We start from the raw sequence: 17,820 nt of genomic DNA on the forward strand, positions 1-17,820 counted from the left end.
GGGTTTTCCCGATACTCAGGCTTCTCATTTTCGCGGCGATCGCCGTGGCACTCGTGAAGGTGGCGTTCTTCGCCGATACGTCGGCTGAAACCGCGGATCCCGCGTTCCCGACCGGGCAGATCGTCGAACCGCAGACCGCCGTGACGCTCGGTACCGTCGAGAACAACGTGACCCTCACCGGCACCGTCGCCGCCGACGCCGCCGTTCCGATCAAGGCCACTCTCGCGGGCGAGGTGCGCAAGCTCCTCGTGACGCCCGGCCAGGCCGTGGCCGCCGGGACGCCGATCCTCACCCTGCGCGCCGAGACCCCGAACGCCGACGGCACCGCCATGATCACCAAGACCGAGACGGTCGTGTCGCCCGCGGCCGGAACGCTCTCCAGCCTGCCGGCGCTCGTCGGCCAGGTATTCGCCGTCGGCGACGCGGTCGGCCAGGTCGCACCGCCCACCTTCGGCATTACCGGCACACTCCCCGCCGAGCAGCTCTACCGGCTGCTGAACCAGCCGACCGAGGCGCAGGTGACGATCGCCGGCGGGCCCGCCCCGTTCGCCTGCACCGGCCTGACCATCACCAGCCCGCTCGCCGGGGCGACGCCGGAAGACGGCGCCACGGCCGACAGCGGCCCCACCGTGCACTGCAACGTGCCGCCCGAGGTCACCGTGTTCGCCGGGCTCTCCGCCGACCTCGTGATCGGCGGAGGAACCGCCGAGAACGTGCTCGTCGTGCCGATCACCGCGGTCGAAGGTACAGCCGGCACCGGCAACGTCTACTTCGTGCTCGAGAACGGCGAGACCGAGGTGCGTCCCGTGACGCTCGGTCTGAACGACGGCGTCAACGTCGAAGTACTCAGCGGGCTCGCCGAGAACGACATGATCCTGCAGTTCGTCCCCGGCGCCACCGCTCCCGGCTGCACCGTGCAGCCCGACGGGTCGGAGTACTGCGAGGGTGGCGGCGGCGCCATGGTCGGTCGATGAGCCTGTTGAGGCTCGAGGGCGTCACCCGGTCGGTCGAACTCCCCGACGCTCCGCCGCTCGAGATCCTCAAGGGCGTCGACCTCGAGGTGTCGGTCGGCGACCACGTCAGCATCGTCGGCCGGTCCGGTTCGGGCAAATCGACCCTGCTGAACCTGCTCGGCATGCTCGACAACCCGACCAGCGGCAGCATCTACTTCGACGACGTGCCCCTGCGCTCCTACGGCTCCGGTGCCCGTGACCGCAAGCGCGGCAGCGACATCGGCTTCATCTTCCAGCAGTTCAACCTGCTCGGCGGGCGCACAGCCCTCGAAAATGTGATCACCCCGCTGCTCTACGCGACCGGCAGCCAGTTCTGGAAGCGTCGGCAGATCGCCACCACGATGCTCGAGCGGATGGGCCTCGGCGAGCGGTTGAACTCGATGCCGGAGCAGCTCTCCGGCGGCGAGCAGCAGCGCGTGGCCATCGCCCGCGCTCTCGTACGCGGGCCACGGCTCATCCTGGCCGACGAACCGACGGGCGCCCTCGACATCGACACCGGGGCATCCGTCATGGCGCTGCTCGACGAGGTCGCCGAACAGTCGGGCGCCGCCCTCATCACCATCACCCACGACGCCAACGTCGCGGCCCTCGCCCGCCGGCACTACCGGCTCGACCGCGGCGTGCTCAGCGAGGTCGACGTCAACCGCGTGCTCGCACTCTCCAGCCCGGAGGTGACCCTGTGAGCGAGAACGAGAGCCCCGGCACCGAGGTCGCCCAGCGCGAGACCCGCGTCGTCAAGCGGTCGCGGGTCAAGGAACCCCGCATCACGGAACCCCGGGTCGGACACCCCCGAGACCGGATGCCGCGCGGCAGCTGGTTCTCGGGACTGGTCGGGGCCGTCGTCGAGGCCTGGGCCGAGCTCCGTATTCACAAGACGCGGGTGCTGCTCAGCCTCATCGGGGTCGCCGTCGCCGTGACGGCGATCACGGCCGTCGTCGGGGTCGGCGCGATCGCCCAGCAGGCGCTCACCGAGACCAGCGAGCGCCAGAGCGGCCGTCCCGCCCTCATCAGCGTCAGCGCCTACAACGAACAGACCGGCGCGACCCCGACGACCGAGGAGATGACCGCGGCGTTCGGCAGTACCGCCGAACGGTACTCGGTCGACTACGTCAGCCGCGTCGCCTACTCGAACCTGCGCGTGCAGTTCGTCGACGGCGTGCAGGACGTGCAGGCTCAAGCCGTCGACGTGCCGTTCGCCACGATGCACCGCCTCACCATCGACAACGGTTCGTGGTTCACCGACGCCGACGAGGAGCGCCTCGCTCCCGCGGTGATCGTCAACGAGAACTTCTGGCAGCGCCTCGGCTCGCCCGACCTGCGCACGCACCCCACCGTCGACCTGCTCGGCGACGGCACCACCACCGCCGTGGTCACCGGCGTGCTGCCTGTTCAGCCCTACGACGACTACCCGCGCATGATGATCCTGTTCTCCGCGTTCGAGCGGGTCGGCACCCTGGACCCGGAGATGGGCGGCTCGGTCAACTACGAGCTGTGGGTGCCGCCGGAGATCTCCGACGAGCTGACCCCGCTGCTGCAGCGCGATGTCCAGGGCGCCCTCGGGGAGGGCTACACCGCCCAGGCCTACCGGAACGACTACCTCAGCTACGAGACCGGCGACCCGCTGCTGCCGTTCAAACTCGTCATCGGGGGAGTGGCAGTGCTCGTGCTGTTCCTCGGCGCCCTCGGGCTCGTGAACATCTCGCTCGTCACTGTGCGGCAGCGGGTGCGCGAGATCGGTATCCGGCGCAGTTTCGGGGCGACAGCCGGGCGCGTGTTCTTCGCCGTGATGATGGAGAGCGTCGTCGCGACCCTCGCGGCGGGCGTCGTCGGTGTCACGCTCGCCATCCTCATCGTGCAGAATCCCTGGGTGCGCGAACAGGTCGGCCAGGGTGTGGAAGACCTGCCCGCGTTCCCGATCGAGGCGGCCATCATCGGCCTCGCGGCGTCGGCCGGAGTCGGCGCCCTCGCGGGCCTGCTGCCGGCCCTCGTCGCCGTGCGGGTGAAGGTCATCGACGCGATCCGGTACTAGGCCCCCACAACACGCGCCCGCGCTAACACTTGGATGACGGTCGTCGGCGGTACCGTGAACGCATGGCTACGAGTACCAAACCGACTTCGCGTGCGCGCACGACGACGTCGCGGGCGCGACCCGCAGCATCCGGTTCGAAGAACGCGCCGACCAAGAAGCTCCCCGCTTCCAAAGTCGTGCCGAAGAGCGACGAGCCCGGACTCCTGACCAAGGCGTGGCTCGGCCTCGCCCACGTCGTCGGCGGTGCCGCCCGCGTGCTCGGCAAAGAGACCCTCGCCAAAGACGAACGCCGCGACGGCTTCCCCTTCTTCCTCTTCGTGCTCGCCGTCGTCGGTGCGGTCATCGAGTGGTTCAACCCGCTCGACCCCGTAGCGATCGCGCTCGACGCCTACACGTTCGGCGGGCTCTTCGGCCGCGTCGCCTTCGCCCTGCCCGTCATCATGCTGGTGTTCGCGGTCTGGCTGTTCCGACACCCGGCGAGCGTGCACGACAACGGCCGCATCGGCATCGGCCTCACCCTGTTGCTGACCTCGATCAGCGCGCTCTGCCACATCTTCGGCGGGCAGCCCGGCTGGCCGCTCGTCTCCACCGAGATCGCCGCCGCGGGCGGAGTGCTCGGCTGGCTGCTCGCCGCGCCGTTGCTGCTCGCCACCGAGTGGGTGGCGGTGCCGGTGGTCGTCGTGCTGCTCGCGCTCTCGCTCTTCATCATTACCAAGACCCCGCCGAACCGCGTGGGCGATCGCATGCGCGAGCTCTACTCGTACCTGTTCGGCGCCGAGCTGGCCGAGCGCGAGGCCAAGCCGGCCGCCCCCGAGAAGCCAGCGAAGGAGCTCGGCTCCCTCGACGACCTCGGGGTCGACAACGACTACCGCGCCGAAGAAGAAGACCCGACCACGGTCCCGTGGTGGCGCCGCAACAAGGCCGAGGCCCGCGAAGACCAGGCGTTCGATTCTCCGGTCGTGGGTAAGGATCAGACCGAGATCATCGACCGCGCCACCCCGAACGACAAGGGCGAGTTCGGCATCGAGCTGCTCGAGGAGCTCGTGCGCGCCGAAGACGCCGTCAAGCGCTTCACCGGCGAGGTTGAGACCGGCGTCGCCAACGTGCGCGAGATCGGACTGCGCGAAGACGGCCCCGTCGTGCCGCTCCCCGGTTTCCCGGTCAAGACGAGCGAGAAGGGGCACGCGGGCGAGTTCGAGGGCGAAGATTCGCCTCCACTGCGCACGCCTCAGGCGCGCCCGTCCTCCGGTCCGTACCGGCTGCCCGCGGCATCCATGCTCACCCCCGGCACCCCGCCCAAGTCGCGCAGTGCGGCCAACGACGAGGTGGTCGCCTCGATCACGGAGGTGCTGCGCCAGTTCCAGGTGGATGCCGCGGTCACCGGGTTCAGCCGCGGCCCCTCGGTCACCCGCTACGAGCTCGAACTTGGACCCGGCGTCAAGGTCGAGCGCGTCACCGCGCTGGCCAAGAACATCAGCTACGCGGTCGCGAGCAACGAGGTCAACATCCTCTCGCCGATCCCGGGCAAGAGCGCGATCGGCGTCGAGATCCCGAACAAAGACAGGGAGATCGTGTCGCTCGGCGACGTGCTCACCTCGGGTGCCGCGAGCAAGAGCACGCACCCGATGACCATCGGGCTCGGAAAAGACGTCGAGGGCGGCTTCGTCGTCGCGAACCTCGCCAAGATGCCCCACCTGCTCGTGGCCGGTTCCACCGGTTCGGGTAAGTCGAGCTTCGTCAACTCGATGATCACCTCGGTGCTCATGCGGTCGACGCCGGCCGAGGTGCGCATGGTGCTCATCGACCCCAAGCGGGTCGAGCTCTCGATCTACGCCGGGGTGCCCCACCTCATCACGCCCATCATCACGAACCCGAAGAAGGCCGCCGAAGCGCTGGCCTGGGTCGTGAAAGAGATGGACATGAGGTACGACGACCTCGCCAGCTTCGGTTTCCGGCACATCGACGACTTCAACAAGGCGGTCATCGCCGACGAGATCGTGCTGCCGGTGGGCAGCGAGCGCAAGCTCTCGCCCTACCCGTACCTCCTGGTCGTGGTCGACGAGCTCGCCGACCTGATGATGGTCGCCCCGCGCGACGTCGAAGACTCGATCGTGCGCATCACGCAGCTCGCCCGTGCGTCCGGCATCCACCTCGTGCTCGCCACGCAGCGTCCCTCGGTCGACGTCGTCACGGGTCTGATCAAGGCCAACGTGCCGTCGCGGCTCGCGTTCGCGGTGTCGAGCATGACCGACTCCCGCGTCATCCTCGACCAGCCGGGCGCCGACAAGCTCATCGGACAGGGCGACGCGCTCTTCTTGCCGATGGGAACCTCCAAGGCCATCCGCGTGCAGGGCGCCTGGGTGCAGGAGAGCGAGATTGCCGACGTCGTGCAGCACGTCATCGCGCAGGCCCAGCCCGACTACCGCGAAGACGTCGCGGTCACCGTCGAGAAGAAGGTGGTCGACGCCGACATCGGCGACGACCTCGAACTGCTCCTCGCCGCGACCGAGCTCATCGTCAGCACCCAGTTCGGGTCGACGTCGATGCTGCAGCGCAAGCTGCGCGTCGGCTTCGCCAAGGCCGGACGCCTGATGGACCTGCTCGAGAGCCGCGAGATCGTCGGACCGTCCGAGGGTTCCAAGGCCCGCGACGTGCTCGTCACGGTGGAACAGCTGCCGGCCGTCCTGGCCCGCCTGCGGGGCGGCGACGTGCCCGCCGCGGCACCGGCCACTCCGGCGGCGACCCTCGCCCCCGACAGCCTGCTACGTCGCGATCTCGTCGAAGAGAGTTTCGACGGTTACGATGAGGTCGAGGCGCCGTCGGACGAAGACGCCTGGAACCTGACTGACCGGGAGTAACGCGTGTCGACTGAACCGGTGAACGGCACCACTCCGCACGCCCCGCGAAAGTCGACGATGAGCGGCCGGGTCTTCCGCGCCGGCGACGGCCCCGCCAGCAACGGCAACATCGCCAACATCATCACGGTCGTGCGCATCCTGCTCGCGCCGGTGTTCGTGTGGCTCCTGCTGCTCGACAACGGCGAGATGGGCGCGGTGCGCTGGATCGCCGCCATCCTGTTCATCGTCGCGATCGCCACCGACGGCATCGACGGCTACCTCGCCCGCCGCAACAACCTCGTCACCGACCTCGGCGTGCTGCTCGACCCGATCGCCGACAAGGTGCTCACGCTGAGCGCCCTCGTCGTGCTGTCGATCCTCGGCGAACTGTGGTGGTGGGTCACCATCGTCATCCTCGTGCGCGAGCTCGGCATCACTGTCTACCGGCTCGTCGTGGTCAGCACGGTCGTCATCCCGGCCTCCAAGGGCGGCAAGCTCAAGACGCTCATGCAGGCCATCGCTATCTCGCTCTTCCTCGTGCCATTCGCGTCGCTGCTCGGCGACTGGGTTCTCTGGATCAACTGGGCCGCGATGGCCGTCGCCTTCGTGCTCACGGTCTACAGCGGACTCGACTACGTCTACCAGGCGATCAAGGCCAACCGGAATGCCGCCCGCTGACACAGGGCTCATCGCCCTCCTCGCCGAGCGCGGCCTCACCGTCGCCGTGGCCGAGTCGCTCACCGGCGGCCTGCTCGTCGCCGAGTTCATCGGCACACCGGGCGCCTCCGCGGTCGTCACCGGGGGAGTGGTGGCGTACAACACCGCGATCAAGCACAGCGTGCTCGGCGTCGACGCCGACCTGCTGCGCGAGCACGGAGCGGTGCACCCCGAGGTCGCCCGGCAGATGGCGACCGGCGTGCGCCTCGCCCTCGCCGTCGACGGCCGTCCCGCCGACATCGGCATTTCGACCACCGGCGTCGCCGGCCCCGCACCTCAGGACGGACAGCCGGTCGGCACCGTTTTCGTCGGCATCGCGATGGGCGACGACGTGCGCAGCTACCCCCTCGAACTCTCGGGCGACAGGGCCACCATCCGAAAGGCCGTCGTCTCCGAATCACTGGTACTGCTACGCGAGCTGATGCGCCGGGAATAGACGGCGTTTCTATCTCGTTACAGATAACGGATTAACAAGCGCCATACAGAATGCTCTGGTTAGAGTAATCACGTAGAAGCGGTTGTAGTGTTACTGCTCCAACACTTTGTGGGTCAGGGCAACAAGTCTTAGAGGAGGGGTCCAATGGTTCTAGTTCGTCAAGAAATCGGTGACGTGCTCCGCGACTTCCGTTTGCAGAAGGGGCGCACCCTTCGCCAGGTCGCGAGCAAGGCGAGTGTCGCGCTCGGATACCTGAGCGAGGTCGAGAGAGGTCAGAAGGAGGCAAGCTCCGAGATCCTTGCCTCGGTCGCCGAAGCTCTCGAGACGCCCATCTCGGTCATCATGCGCGAAGTCGGTGATCGCCTCGCGATCATCGAGGGAGTTTCCCTCACGACGACCATCCCGGACACGCTCCCGGATGAACTCGTCGCAGAGTTCGACGCGAACCTGGTGTCGCGCTAAGCACCCCCTCCTTCCCTGACTCCACGAACGCCCCGGTCTTCCGCCGGGGCGTTCGTCGTTTAACTATTCGACCGATGGATGCCGCGGGCGTCCGCCCCGGCCGGGGACACTGCACGCGGCCGACGTCACGGCCGCGCGGCGGTTAGGGTTGTGCAGTGCGACTGAGCGAATTCCGGATAGCGGTGACCGACGAGTTCGGCGACGCCTACGGGCGCGTCCTCACCCGCGACCTGGTGCTCGGCGCCGTCGGCGGACTCACGGCGGACCAGGCGATCAAGGCCGGCGTCGCGCCGCGCGAGATCTGGAATGCGCTCTGCGACGCGAGCGATGTGCCCCTCGAACGCCGCTACGGCGTGGGGCTGCGCGAGCCGCGCAACTAGCGTCCGGCGTCATCCCGCCCGCTCTCTGTTCGCCTGTCGTTCGTCGCAGTGTTCGACACGCGGGGAAGAATCATTCGAACACTCGTTCGTATCTGAGTAGACTCCTTCATAGCCCCTCATCGGGTCAGGTTATCCACCGGTCGCGAGCCGGTACGACGCAATGTCGTACCCCACGCCTACGGTGAGATCAACTGAAACCAGCCTTTGTCGGGAGGCTGCGGACCTTGCATCACCGGTCCTCAGCGACACGACAGCCTATGGGCAGCAACCGATCGGCCCACCGCCGACATCACTCCGAGGAGACACACAATGGCATCAGCAGCAGACCGCGAAAAGGCACTCGACACCGCCCTCGCCCAGATCGACCGCCAGTTCGGCAAGGGTTCCGTTATGCGTCTCGGGAGTGACGAGCGCGCACCCGTCGCCGTGATCCCCACCGGGTCGATCGCCCTCGACGTCGCGCTCGGTATCGGCGGACTTCCCCGCGGCCGCATCGTCGAGATCTACGGACCGGAGTCGTCGGGTAAGACCACGCTGACCCTCCACGCCATCGCCAACGCGCAGCGCGCCGGCGGCATCGCGGCGTTCATCGACGCGGAGCACGCCCTCGACCCGGAGTACGCGCAGAAGCTCGGTGTCGACATCGACGCGCTCCTCGTCTCGCAGCCCGACACCGGCGAGCAGGCCCTCGAGATCGCCGACATGCTCGTGCGCTCGGGGTCCATCGACCTCGTCGTCATCGACTCCGTAGCCGCTCTTGTTCCGCGCGCCGAGATCGAAGGCGACATGGGCGACTCGCACGTCGGCCTCCAGGCCCGCCTCATGTCGCAGGCACTGCGCAAGCTCACCGGTGGCCTCAGCCAGACCAACACCACGATGATCTTCATCAACCAGCTGCGCGAGAAGATCGGTGTCTTCTTCGGCAGCCCCGAGACCACCGCCGGAGGTAAGGCGCTCAAGTTCTACGCGTCGGTGCGCCTCGACATCCGCCGCATCGAGACCCTGAAGGACGGCACGGAGGCCTACGGCAACCGCACGCGCGTCAAAGTCGTCAAGAACAAGATGGCACCGCCGTTCAAGCAGGCCGAGTTCGACATCCTCTACGGCGTCGGTATCTCGCGCGAGAGCAGCCTGATCGACTTCGGCGTCGAGCACGAGATCGTGCGCAAGTCGGGCGCCTGGTACACCTACGACGGCGACCAGCTCGGCCAGGGCAAGGACAACTCGCGCAAGTTCCTGCTCGAGAACCCGGCCGTCGCCGCCGAGATCGAGGCGAAGATCATGTTCAAGCTCGGCATCGGTGCCGAAGGCAAGGCCGCGAAGGATGTCGCCGACAAGGCCGCCGCCGCGGAGCGTGCCGAGGCGAACGCCGCCAAGCTCGCCGCCACGGCGGAGAAGCAGGCGAAGGCCGCCGCCGGTGCGGCACTCAAGGTGGGCGCGGGTAAGACCGCGGCCGCCAAGGGCGACGCGGCCAACAACATCGCCGCCCGCGCCGACGCCGAACTGCTGAAGGCAGTCGGGGAGTAATCGTGGAGCGTTCCGACGGCCGTCTCGCGACGGTGAGCTATCTCTTCGGTGCACCCGAAGCACCCGCAGAGCAGCCCACCGTCGACGAGACGCCGGCGGAACGCGCGCCCGACCTGGCTGCTCTGCCCGACTTGGCGGCTCCGGCCGCCGACGGTCGCACCGCCGCCTCCGGGTGGTACTTGGAGCCCGGCGCCGTCGACGAGAGCGAGCCCGACGAGGTTTCCGAGCCCGAGGTCGAAACGGAGGCGCCCGCCTTGGCGGAGGCCCGCCGGTTCCTCTCTGCCGTCAAAAAAGACGCACCCGCCGCGACCTCCGGTGTGCGGTTCGTGGAGGAGCCCGACACCCTCGAGAGAACCGATCCGGCGGAGGCCAAGCCGCCCGTCGTGCGCAAGGCCAGCATCAACGCCCTCGCGCGCAAGGGAATGTCGAGCGCCGAGATGACGACCCTGCTCGAGAACCGCGAGATCGACCCCGACGAGGTCGCGGCCGAGGTCGAGCGGCTCGAGGCCGCCGGACTCCTCGACGACCGCGTGCTCGCCGACGATCTGGTGCGTACGCTGCGCGACCGCAAGGGGCTCGGCAAGTCGGCGATCACCGCCGAACTCCGCCGCCGCCAGGTCGACCAGGCCGCGATCGACGAGGCGCTCGAGAGCGTCGACGTCGACGACGAACTGGAGCGCGCCACCGAGGTCGCGATCAAGCGCGCCGGGCAGCTCAGCTCGTACGACCGCACCACCGCCGAGCGCCGACTGAGCGCGTTCCTCCAGCGCCGCGGCTACTCCGGCACGGTCGTCGGTGCCGCGGTGAAGGCGGCTCTCGGGCCCGCCGGTCCGCGGTTCCGCTAGGTCTCACCGGCCGTCGCCGACGCGCCCGCCGCTGAGGTCACCCTTCGGTGAACCGGCCGCCCCGGAGTCCTACACTGGACACCACTATGACCCTCGTCGCACCCTTCTCTCCCGCGCCAGAAGCCGACCGCGTGCGCACCTACGAGGTGCGCACCTACGGCTGCCAGATGAACGTGCACGACTCCGAGCGGTTGAGCGGATCGCTCGAGGCCGCCGGGTACGTGAAGGCGTCCGAGGGCCAGGCCGACATCGTCGTGATCAACACCTGCGCCGTGCGCGAGAACGCCGACAACAAGCTGTACGGAAACCTCGGAATCCTCGCCTCGATCAAGAAGCAGCACGAGGGGATGCAGATCGCGGTCGGCGGTTGTCTCGCGCAGAAGGACAAGTCCGTCATCCTCGAGAAGGCGCCGTGGGTCGACGTCGTCTTCGGCACCCACAACATGGGCTCGCTGCCCACCCTGCTCGAGCGGGCGCGGCACAACGAGGAAGCGCAGATCGAGATCCTCGAGTCGCTCGACGTCTTCCCCTCCACACTTCCCACCCGACGCGAGTCCACCTACAGCGGCTGGGTGTCCGTCTCCGTCGGCTGTAACAACACCTGCACCTTCTGCATCGTTCCCGCCCTCCGCGGCAAAGAGAAGGACCGCCGTCCGGGCGACGTGCTCGCCGAGATCCAGGCGCTGGTCGACGACGGCGCGATCGAGGTCACGCTGCTCGGCCAGAACGTCAACTCGTACGGTGTCGAGTTCGGAGACCGTCAGGCGTTCGGCAAGCTGCTGCGCGCCGCCGGCCAGATCGAGGGTCTCGAACGCATCCGCTTCACGAGCCCGCACCCCGCCGCTTTCACCGACGACGTGATCCACGCCATGGCGGAGACTCCGGCCGTGATGCCGCAGCTGCACATGCCTCTGCAGTCCGGGTCGGACCGCATCCTCAAGGCGATGAAGCGCAGCTACCGCTCGGAGAAGTTCCTCGGGATCCTCGACCGGGTGCGCGCCCGCATCCCGAACGCCGCAATCAGCACCGACATCATCGTCGGGTTCCCCGGCGAAACCGAAGAGGACTTCCAGGAGACCCTGCGCGTCGTCGAGGCCGCACGGTTCGCCTCCGCCTTCACCTTCCAGTACTCGATCCGGCCCGGCACTCCCGCGGCGACCATGGACGACCAGGTGCCGAAGGCCGTCGTGCAGGAGCGCTACGAGCGCCTTACCGCGCTGCAGGACCACATCTCGCGCGAGGAGAACCAGAAGCTCGTGGGCGAGGTCGTCAACGTCCTGGTCTCCGCGAGCGACGGAAAGAAGCACGCCGAGACCCACCGCCTCTCCGGCCGCGCCGAGGACTCCCGCCTCGTGCACTTCGACGTACCGGTCGGCAGCGAGACCCCGCGCCCCGGCGACGTCGTGACGGTGCGCATCAGCGAGGCCGCATCGTTCCATCTGGTGGCGGATGCCGCACCCGGCGAATCGCTCATCATCCGCCGCACCCGCTCGGGCGACGCCTGGGACCGCGCCGAGGCCGAGTCGTGCGGCGTCCCCGCGCCCGCCGGTGCCGCGAGCGAGCCGGGCCGCGTCTCGCTCGGGCTGCCCAGTCTGCGCATCGGTACCGGCAGCATCGGTCCGGGTTCGCCCCTGCCGCTCACCGCCGTTCGCCGCACGACACCGGCGACCCCGCAGGTCTCCACCGTGCCGATCTACGACGTCACCGATGGCGAGCGCTGACCCCGCCGGTCGCCCGCTGATCGTCGTCGTCGGCGCCACCGGCACCGGAAAGAGCGGCCTGTCCCTCGACCTCGCGGAGGCCCTCGCGGCGCGGGGGCAGGCGACCGAGATCGTCAACGCGGACGCCATGCAGCTGTACCGCGGCATGGACATCGGGACTGCCAAGCTGCCGCAGGCCGACCGCCGCGGCATCCCGCATCACCTGCTCGACGTGCTCGACGTCGGCGACGAGGCGAGTGTCGCCGACTACCAGGCCGAGGCACGCGCGGCCATCGACGGCATCGTCGGGCGGGGCGCCGTGCCGATCCTCGTCGGCGGGTCGGGGCTGTACGTCTCGAGCGTCATCTACGACTTCCGGTTCCCCGGCACCGACCCCGTGATCCGGGAGCGGTTGGAGGCCGAGCTCGTGGCCAGCGGCCCCGGCATGATGCACCGCCGGTTATCCGCGGTCGATCCCGTCGCGGCCGACGCCATCGGCCCGAGCAACGGGCGCCGGCTGGTGCGCGCCCTCGAGGTGTTCGAGATGACGGGCGAGCCGTTCGGCGCCGGACTGCCGAGCGACGAGGCGCTGTGGCGGCCGAGCACGATCTTCGGGGTGCGCGCCCCGCGCGAGCAACTCGTGGCCAGGCTCGACGAGCGCGTCGAGCAGATGTGGCGCGACGGACTCGTCGCCGAGGTCGAGGGGCTGCTGCCGCGCGGCCTCGGAGTCACCGCCGCCCGCGCCATCGGCTACGCGCAGGCCGCGGCGCAGGTGCGCGGCGAGCTCACCGAGCGCGAGGCGATCGAGCAGACCGCCGTCCTCACCCGCAAGTACGCGCGGCGGCAGGTCGGCTGGTTCCGCCGGTACGAGGCGATCAACTGGCTCGAGTACGACGACCCGCAGCTTGTGTCGAGCGCGCTCGATAAGCTGAACCCGTGACTAATCTCCACTTCACCAAGGGCCACGGCACCGGCAACGACTTCGTGCTCTTCTCCGACCCGGATGGCGCGATCGACCTGACTCCGGCCCAGGTCGCGGCCATCGCCGACCGCCACTTCGGTGTGGGCGGCGACGGTGTCCTGCGCGCGGTGCGGTCGACGCACATCGCCGAGGGCGCGGAAGCCCTCGCCGAAGACGACTCCGCCGAGTGGTTCATGGACTACCGCAACTCCGACGGCAGCATCGCGGAGATGTGCGGCAACGGCATCCGCGTCTTCGCCCGTTACCTGATCGAGAACGGTCTCGCCACGCTCGAGCCCGGCGACACCCTCGCCATCGGTACGCGCGCCGGCGTGCGCGACGTGCAGCGCAACCTCAGCGGTTTCCAGGTCGACCTCGGGCGCTGGTCGCTCGAGGGCGGCGAGCCGCTCGTCCGCGCGAAGGACCTCGCGGTCGCGCGCCCCGGTCTCGGCATCAACGTCGGCAACCCGCACGTCGTGGTGGCGCTCGCCAGCTACGACGAGCTCGAGAGCGCCGACCTCTCCTACATCCCGCAGCTCGAGCCCGAGGCTCTCGACGGCGCGAACGTCGAGTTCGTCGTGCCCGCCGACCCGATGATCAAGGACGGCGTCGGCTACATCCGCATGCGCGTGCACGAGCGGGGCAGCGGCGAGACCCTGTCCTGCGGCACCGGCGCGGCCGCGGCCGCCCTCGCCACTCGTCACTGGGCGGGCGCCGGCGCTCCCAACCAGTGGAAGGTCGAGGTGCCCGGCGGCACCGTCGGCGTGCGGATGTTCCCGACCGAGGACGGCGAGCACGTGTCGCTCAGCGGACCGGCCGACCTCGTCTTCGAGGGCGAACTGCGCTTCTAATCCCTGTTTGTCGAACGAGATCGGATACCCATGCTTCCCCTGAAACTCGGTTACAAGGCTTCGGCCGAACAGTTCGCTCCGCGGGAGTTGGTGGAGATTGCGGTGCTGGCGGAGAAGCACGGCATGGAGTCCGTCGCGGTGTCCGACCATTTCCAGCCGTGGCGGCACACCGGCGGGCACGCCCCGTTCTCGCTGGCCTGGATGGCAGCGGTCGGCGAGCGCACGTCGACGGTGCAGATCGGCACGTCAGTGATGACGCCGACGTTCCGCTACAACCCTGCGGTGATCGCGCAGGCGTTCGCGACCCTGGGCTGCCTGTATCCGGGCCGCATCATGCTCGGTGTGGGAACGGGGGAGGCTCTGAACGAGATCGCGACCGGGTTCCGGGGTGCGGGGGAGCAGGACTGGCCGGAGTTCAAGGAACGCTACGCCCGCCTCCGGGAGGCCATCAGCCTGATGCGTGCTCTCTGGTCGGAGGACAAAGTGAACTTCGACGGCGAGTACTACTCCACGCACGACGCCTCCATCTACGACCGTCCGGAGGGCGGCATCCCCGTCTACATCGCCGCCGGCGGGCCGCTGGTCGCCGGGTACGCGGGCCGGGCGGGGGACGGTTTCATCTGCACCTCGGGCAAGGGAATGGACCTGTACACGGAGAAGCTGCTGCCCGCGGTCGAAGCCGGGGCGGAGAAGGCGGGGCGGGACTCGGCCGGGATCGACCGGATGATCGAGATCAAGCTGTCTTACGACACGGACCCGGAGAAAGCTCTGGAGAACACGCGGTTCTGGGCTCCGTTGTCGCTGTCGAAGGAGCAGAAGCACGACATCACCGACCCGTCGGAGATGGAGAAGGCCGCCGACGCGCTGCCGATCGAGCAGGTCGCCGAGAGGTGGATCGTCGGTTCGGACCCGGAGGAGACGGTGGAGGCGATCGGAAAGTACATCGACGCCGGATTCAACCATCTGGTCTTCCACGGTCCCGGACACGATCAGGCCCGGTTCCTGGAGCAGTTCGAACGCGACCTCGCACCCCGGCTCCGCGCCCGTTGACCCTTAGCCGAATCGGCGGTCGGCGGCCACTGATTTTGACGATGTGAAGCAATATGACCGACCGTGACCTCGGCTTACCGCCGGGTAGACAGTCTCGGAAAAGACCCGAATAGCGTCGAAGGCGTCGGGGAATCGCCCCGATCCAGACTTCGGGGGTTCGTATGTCGACGCACGGCGGCGGTCACGAGGGCATTGCTCTCCACTGGTATCTGCCGACGGCCGGCGAGTCCCGGTCGTTCCAGAACGGCGGCACGAACGTCCACGTCCCGGTCGAGCTGCAGACCGACGCCGGATTCCGCGCTCCGAGCCTGAGCTACCTCTCGCAGGTCGCCCTCGGACTCGAGGAGACCGGCTTCGAGTCGGTGCTGGTACCGACCGGCTCCTACTGCGAAGACCCGTGGGTCGTGGCATCCGCCCTCGTCGCCCGCACGAGCACGCTGCGGTTCCTCGTCGCCCTGCACCCCCGCACGACCACCCCCGCGCTCACCGCCCATCAGGCGGCGAGTTTCCAGCGCCTCTCGGGCGGCCGGCTCGCGCTCAACGTCGTCACGGGAGAGCCTGGCGCCGAGGCCCGCCGCCACGGCGACACCGGCGATAAGACGGCGCAGTACAAGCGCACCGACGAGTTCCTCTCCGTCGTGCGGGCCCTCGGTGCCGGCGAGACCGTCGACGTCGTCGGCGAGTACTACTCGGTCGAGGGCGCGACCATCGCCAGCGCCCGTCGTCCCGCTCCCGCCGTCGCCCCGGAGGTCTGGTTCGGCGGCTCCTCCGACCAGGCGCTGCCCGTCGCCGGCGCCCACGCCGACGTCTACCTCTCCTGGCTCGAGCCTCTCGACCAGCTCGCCGAGAAGATCGACCGCGTGAGATCGGCCGCCGCCGCGTTCGGCCGCGAACCGCGCTTCGGCGTGCGCTCCTGGGTGCTCGCCCGCGAGACCGACGACGAGGCCTTCGCCGCGGCCGAAGACCACCTCGCCGGCCTCGACGACCAGCGCCTCGCCGCGACCCGCCCGTTGTTGCTCGGCCGCCAGTCCGTCGGACAGCAGCGCGGCCAGGCGCTGCTCGAGCACGCCGACCACCGCGACCCGCAGAGCCTGCGAATCGCCCGCAACCTGTGGGGCGGCTTCGGCCTGCTCGCCGGCGGACCCGCGCTCGGCTTCGTCGGCGGCTACGCGGCCATCGCCGACCGGTTCGAGGAGTTCGCCGCCCTCGGCGTCACCGACTTCATCCTCTCCGGCTTTCCCAATCTCGAGGAATCGCGCTGGGTCGGCGAGGGGATCATCCCCGAGCTGCGCCGCCGCGGCCTCTCCCGCCACTGACCAGCCCACCACCGACCACACGATCACAGCCCACCCGATCACAGCAAAGGATCCCCATGAAGCACCACCGTCTCGCCCTCCCGGCCATCGCGGCCGCCGCGGCGCTCGCGCTCAGTGCCTGCGCCTCCGGCCCCGCCGCGACCACCGACGACAACGCCGAACCCGTCACTGGCGGCAGCCTCACCTGGGGCGTCAGCGTCGAGCCCGTCTGCTACAACCCGCAGCGCTCGGGCCAGCAGAACTCGTTCCCGATCATCCGCAACTTCGCGGAGTCGCTCGTCGGCAAGGACAGCGACGGCGAGTACACGCCGTGGCTCGCCGACTCCTGGGACATCAGCGAGGACGGCCTCACCTACGACCTCCACCTGCGCGAGGGAGTCGAGTTCACCGACGGCACGGTCTTCGACGCCGAGGCGGTCAAGACCAACCTCGACTTCGTCGCCGACCCGGCCAACGCCACGGCGGCGGGAACCGGCCTCACCAACTTCAGCGGTGCCACCGTCATCGACGCGAACACGATCGAACTGACCCTCAAGACGCCGGATGCCGCATTCCTCGACACCCTCGCCTCGATCACCACCTCGATCCTCTCGCCCGCCTCGCTCGCGCTGCCCGACAACGACCTCTGCGCCGCGACGTCCGACCTCGTCGGCACCGGCCCGTTCATCCTCTCCGACTACCAGGCCGGCCAGGAGATCACCTTCACGGCGAACGAGGACTACGACTCGGCGCCCGGGTACGCGGCCCACACCGGCCGCGCCTACCTCGACTCGGTGACCTACCGTTTCCTGCCCGAGGCGACGGTGCGCACCGGCGCTCTGAGTTCCAACCAGGTCGACATCATCGAGGGCGTGCAGGTCACCGATACCACGCTGTTCCAGGACCAGCCCGGCTACGTCTACGAGACCGGCCCCTCGACCGGCACCGCGTTCAGCCTCAACGTCAACACCCGCATCGCCCCGGCCGACGACGCGCGCGTGCGCCAGGCTCTGCGCGACGGCTTCGACCTCGACGCCCTCGTCGAGAACCAGTACCTCGGTACCGTGCAGCGCGCGTTCTCGAGCATCGGCCCGGACAGCCCGTTCTACGACGAGTCCCTCGAGGGTTCGTGGGGCAATGACGTCGACGGCGCGAACGACCTGCTCGACGAGGCCGGCTGGACCGAGCGCGACGGCGACGGCTACCGCACGAAGGACGGCGAGCGCCTGACGATCGTCGTGGGCTACCCGGAGCCGTACATCCGCGACCAGCGCGACGTGCTGCTCCAGGCGATCCAGGCCCAGGTCAAGGAGAACATCGGACTCGACCTCGACGTGCAGAGCATCTCGTCGGCCCAGTTCACGGACGAGCTCGCGACGTCGAGCTGGACGGTCTACCCGAACACGCTGCCGACCTCCGACCCGTCGATCCTGTTCCGCAGCCTGTTCGGCAGCGAGGGCTTCCTCTACGCCAAGGACACGGCGGCGTCCCTCGACGAGCTGATCGCGCAGAGCCGCCAGACCTCGGTCGCCTCCGAGCGCAAGGCGGCGTTCGACGAGATCCAGCAGACGGTCGTCGACGACGCCCGCTATATCCCGCTCTACCACCCGGTCTACACGGTCGCCTCGACCGATCTCGTGCACGGCATCTCGTTCGAGCCGCAGCTCAACTCGCCCGCGAGCTCGTACGACCTGTGGACCACGAAGTAGCCAGTCAG

Annotated in this window: 16 protein-coding genes; all 16 read left to right on the forward strand. The window is 68.9% G+C overall.

The window, feature by feature from the left end; genetic code table 11:
* The first annotated feature begins 44 nt into the window (after positions 1-44).
* The 16 genes from HD599_RS05690 to HD599_RS05765 all read left to right on the forward strand — a co-directional run bounded on the left by HD599_RS05690 (position 45) and on the right by HD599_RS05765 (position 17,812).
* Positions 45-974, forward strand: a complete 930-nt coding sequence (locus HD599_RS05690) for an efflux RND transporter periplasmic adaptor subunit (RefSeq protein WP_184234497.1) — start codon at positions 45-47, stop codon at positions 972-974.
* Positions 971-1,696 carry an ABC transporter ATP-binding protein gene (locus HD599_RS05695; RefSeq protein WP_184234500.1) on the forward strand — a complete coding sequence of 242 codons (726 nt, stop codon included), beginning with the start codon at positions 971-973 and terminating at the stop codon, positions 1,694-1,696. Before HD599_RS05690 ends, HD599_RS05695 begins: the two co-directional genes overlap by 4 nt.
* Positions 1,693-3,042, forward strand: coding sequence for an ABC transporter permease (locus tag HD599_RS05700; protein ID WP_343061904.1), 1,350 nt, complete (start codon positions 1,693-1,695; stop codon positions 3,040-3,042). Before HD599_RS05695 ends, HD599_RS05700 begins: the two co-directional genes overlap by 4 nt.
* A 62-nt stretch (positions 3,043-3,104) precedes the next feature.
* Positions 3,105-5,900 (forward strand): FtsK/SpoIIIE family DNA translocase, encoded by a 2,796-nt coding sequence (locus HD599_RS05705; RefSeq protein ID WP_184234503.1) that lies wholly within the window; start codon positions 3,105-3,107, stop codon positions 5,898-5,900.
* 57 nt (positions 5,901-5,957) lie between these two features.
* Entirely contained in the window at positions 5,958-6,557 is a 600-nt protein-coding gene (gene pgsA, locus HD599_RS05710; protein WP_184240362.1) for a CDP-diacylglycerol--glycerol-3-phosphate 3-phosphatidyltransferase, read from the forward strand.
* Complete coding sequence (locus HD599_RS05715) at positions 6,544-7,032, forward strand: CinA family protein (RefSeq protein ID WP_184234506.1); 489 nt, start codon at positions 6,544-6,546, stop codon at positions 7,030-7,032. The genes pgsA and HD599_RS05715 overlap by 14 nt, the downstream gene beginning before the upstream one ends.
* A gap of 144 nt (positions 7,033-7,176) precedes the next feature.
* Entirely contained in the window at positions 7,177-7,494 is a 318-nt protein-coding gene (locus HD599_RS05720; RefSeq protein WP_184234509.1) for a helix-turn-helix domain-containing protein, read from the forward strand.
* 155 nt (positions 7,495-7,649) lie between these two features.
* Positions 7,650-7,874, forward strand: coding sequence for a DUF3046 domain-containing protein (locus HD599_RS05725; RefSeq protein WP_184234512.1), 225 nt, complete (start codon positions 7,650-7,652; stop codon positions 7,872-7,874).
* Between the two features lie 309 nt (positions 7,875-8,183).
* Positions 8,184-9,401 carry a recombinase RecA gene (gene recA / locus HD599_RS05730; protein ID WP_184234515.1) on the forward strand — a complete coding sequence of 406 codons (1,218 nt, stop codon included), beginning with the start codon at positions 8,184-8,186 and terminating at the stop codon, positions 9,399-9,401.
* A gap of 2 nt (positions 9,402-9,403) precedes the next feature.
* On the forward strand, positions 9,404-10,246 hold the full coding sequence (locus tag HD599_RS18300; RefSeq protein ID WP_343061905.1) for a regulatory protein RecX: 843 nt from the start codon (positions 9,404-9,406) through the stop codon (positions 10,244-10,246).
* Positions 10,247-10,332: 86 nt separating this feature from the next.
* Positions 10,333-11,967, forward strand: coding sequence for a tRNA (N6-isopentenyl adenosine(37)-C2)-methylthiotransferase MiaB (gene miaB, locus HD599_RS05740; RefSeq protein ID WP_184234518.1), 1,635 nt, complete (start codon positions 10,333-10,335; stop codon positions 11,965-11,967).
* Positions 11,954-12,886, forward strand: a complete 933-nt coding sequence (gene miaA, locus HD599_RS05745) for a tRNA (adenosine(37)-N6)-dimethylallyltransferase MiaA (RefSeq protein WP_184234522.1) — start codon at positions 11,954-11,956, stop codon at positions 12,884-12,886. The genes miaB and miaA overlap by 14 nt, the downstream gene beginning before the upstream one ends.
* Positions 12,883-13,758 carry a diaminopimelate epimerase gene (gene dapF / locus HD599_RS05750; RefSeq protein WP_184234525.1) on the forward strand — a complete coding sequence of 292 codons (876 nt, stop codon included), beginning with the start codon at positions 12,883-12,885 and terminating at the stop codon, positions 13,756-13,758. Before miaA ends, dapF begins: the two co-directional genes overlap by 4 nt.
* 30 nt (positions 13,759-13,788) lie before the next feature.
* Complete coding sequence (fgd, locus tag HD599_RS05755; protein WP_184234528.1) at positions 13,789-14,808, forward strand: glucose-6-phosphate dehydrogenase (coenzyme-F420); 1,020 nt, start codon at positions 13,789-13,791, stop codon at positions 14,806-14,808.
* A 161-nt stretch (positions 14,809-14,969) separates the two neighbouring features.
* On the forward strand, positions 14,970-16,124 hold the full coding sequence (locus tag HD599_RS05760; RefSeq protein ID WP_184234531.1) for an LLM class flavin-dependent oxidoreductase: 1,155 nt from the start codon (positions 14,970-14,972) through the stop codon (positions 16,122-16,124).
* A gap of 56 nt (positions 16,125-16,180) precedes the next feature.
* On the forward strand, positions 16,181-17,812 hold the full coding sequence (locus HD599_RS05765; protein WP_184234534.1) for an ABC transporter substrate-binding protein: 1,632 nt from the start codon (positions 16,181-16,183) through the stop codon (positions 17,810-17,812).
* Positions 17,813-17,820: the final 8 nt, after the last annotated feature.

The sequence above is a fragment of the Conyzicola lurida genome (genome assembly GCF_014204935.1).
Taxonomy (GTDB): domain Bacteria; phylum Actinomycetota; class Actinomycetes; order Actinomycetales; family Microbacteriaceae; genus Conyzicola; species Conyzicola lurida.

Coding starts and splice junctions, on each gene's coding strand:
- miaA (WP_184234522.1), top strand. CDS start 11,954: ATGGCGAGCGCTGACCCCGCCGGTCGCCCGCTGATCGTCGTCGTCGGC.
- pgsA (WP_184240362.1), top strand. CDS start 5,958: ATGAGCGGCCGGGTCTTCCGCGCCGGCGACGGCCCCGCCAGCAACGGC.
- miaB (WP_184234518.1), top strand. CDS start 10,333: ATGACCCTCGTCGCACCCTTCTCTCCCGCGCCAGAAGCCGACCGCGTG.
- HD599_RS05765 (WP_184234534.1), top strand. CDS start 16,181: ATGAAGCACCACCGTCTCGCCCTCCCGGCCATCGCGGCCGCCGCGGCG.
- fgd (WP_184234528.1), top strand. CDS start 13,789: ATGCTTCCCCTGAAACTCGGTTACAAGGCTTCGGCCGAACAGTTCGCT.
- HD599_RS05715 (WP_184234506.1), top strand. CDS start 6,544: ATGCCGCCCGCTGACACAGGGCTCATCGCCCTCCTCGCCGAGCGCGGC.
- HD599_RS05695 (WP_184234500.1), top strand. CDS start 971: ATGAGCCTGTTGAGGCTCGAGGGCGTCACCCGGTCGGTCGAACTCCCC.
- HD599_RS05760 (WP_184234531.1), top strand. CDS start 14,970: ATGTCGACGCACGGCGGCGGTCACGAGGGCATTGCTCTCCACTGGTAT.
- recA (WP_184234515.1), top strand. CDS start 8,184: ATGGCATCAGCAGCAGACCGCGAAAAGGCACTCGACACCGCCCTCGCC.
- HD599_RS05720 (WP_184234509.1), top strand. CDS start 7,177: ATGGTTCTAGTTCGTCAAGAAATCGGTGACGTGCTCCGCGACTTCCGT.
- HD599_RS05705 (WP_184234503.1), top strand. CDS start 3,105: ATGGCTACGAGTACCAAACCGACTTCGCGTGCGCGCACGACGACGTCG.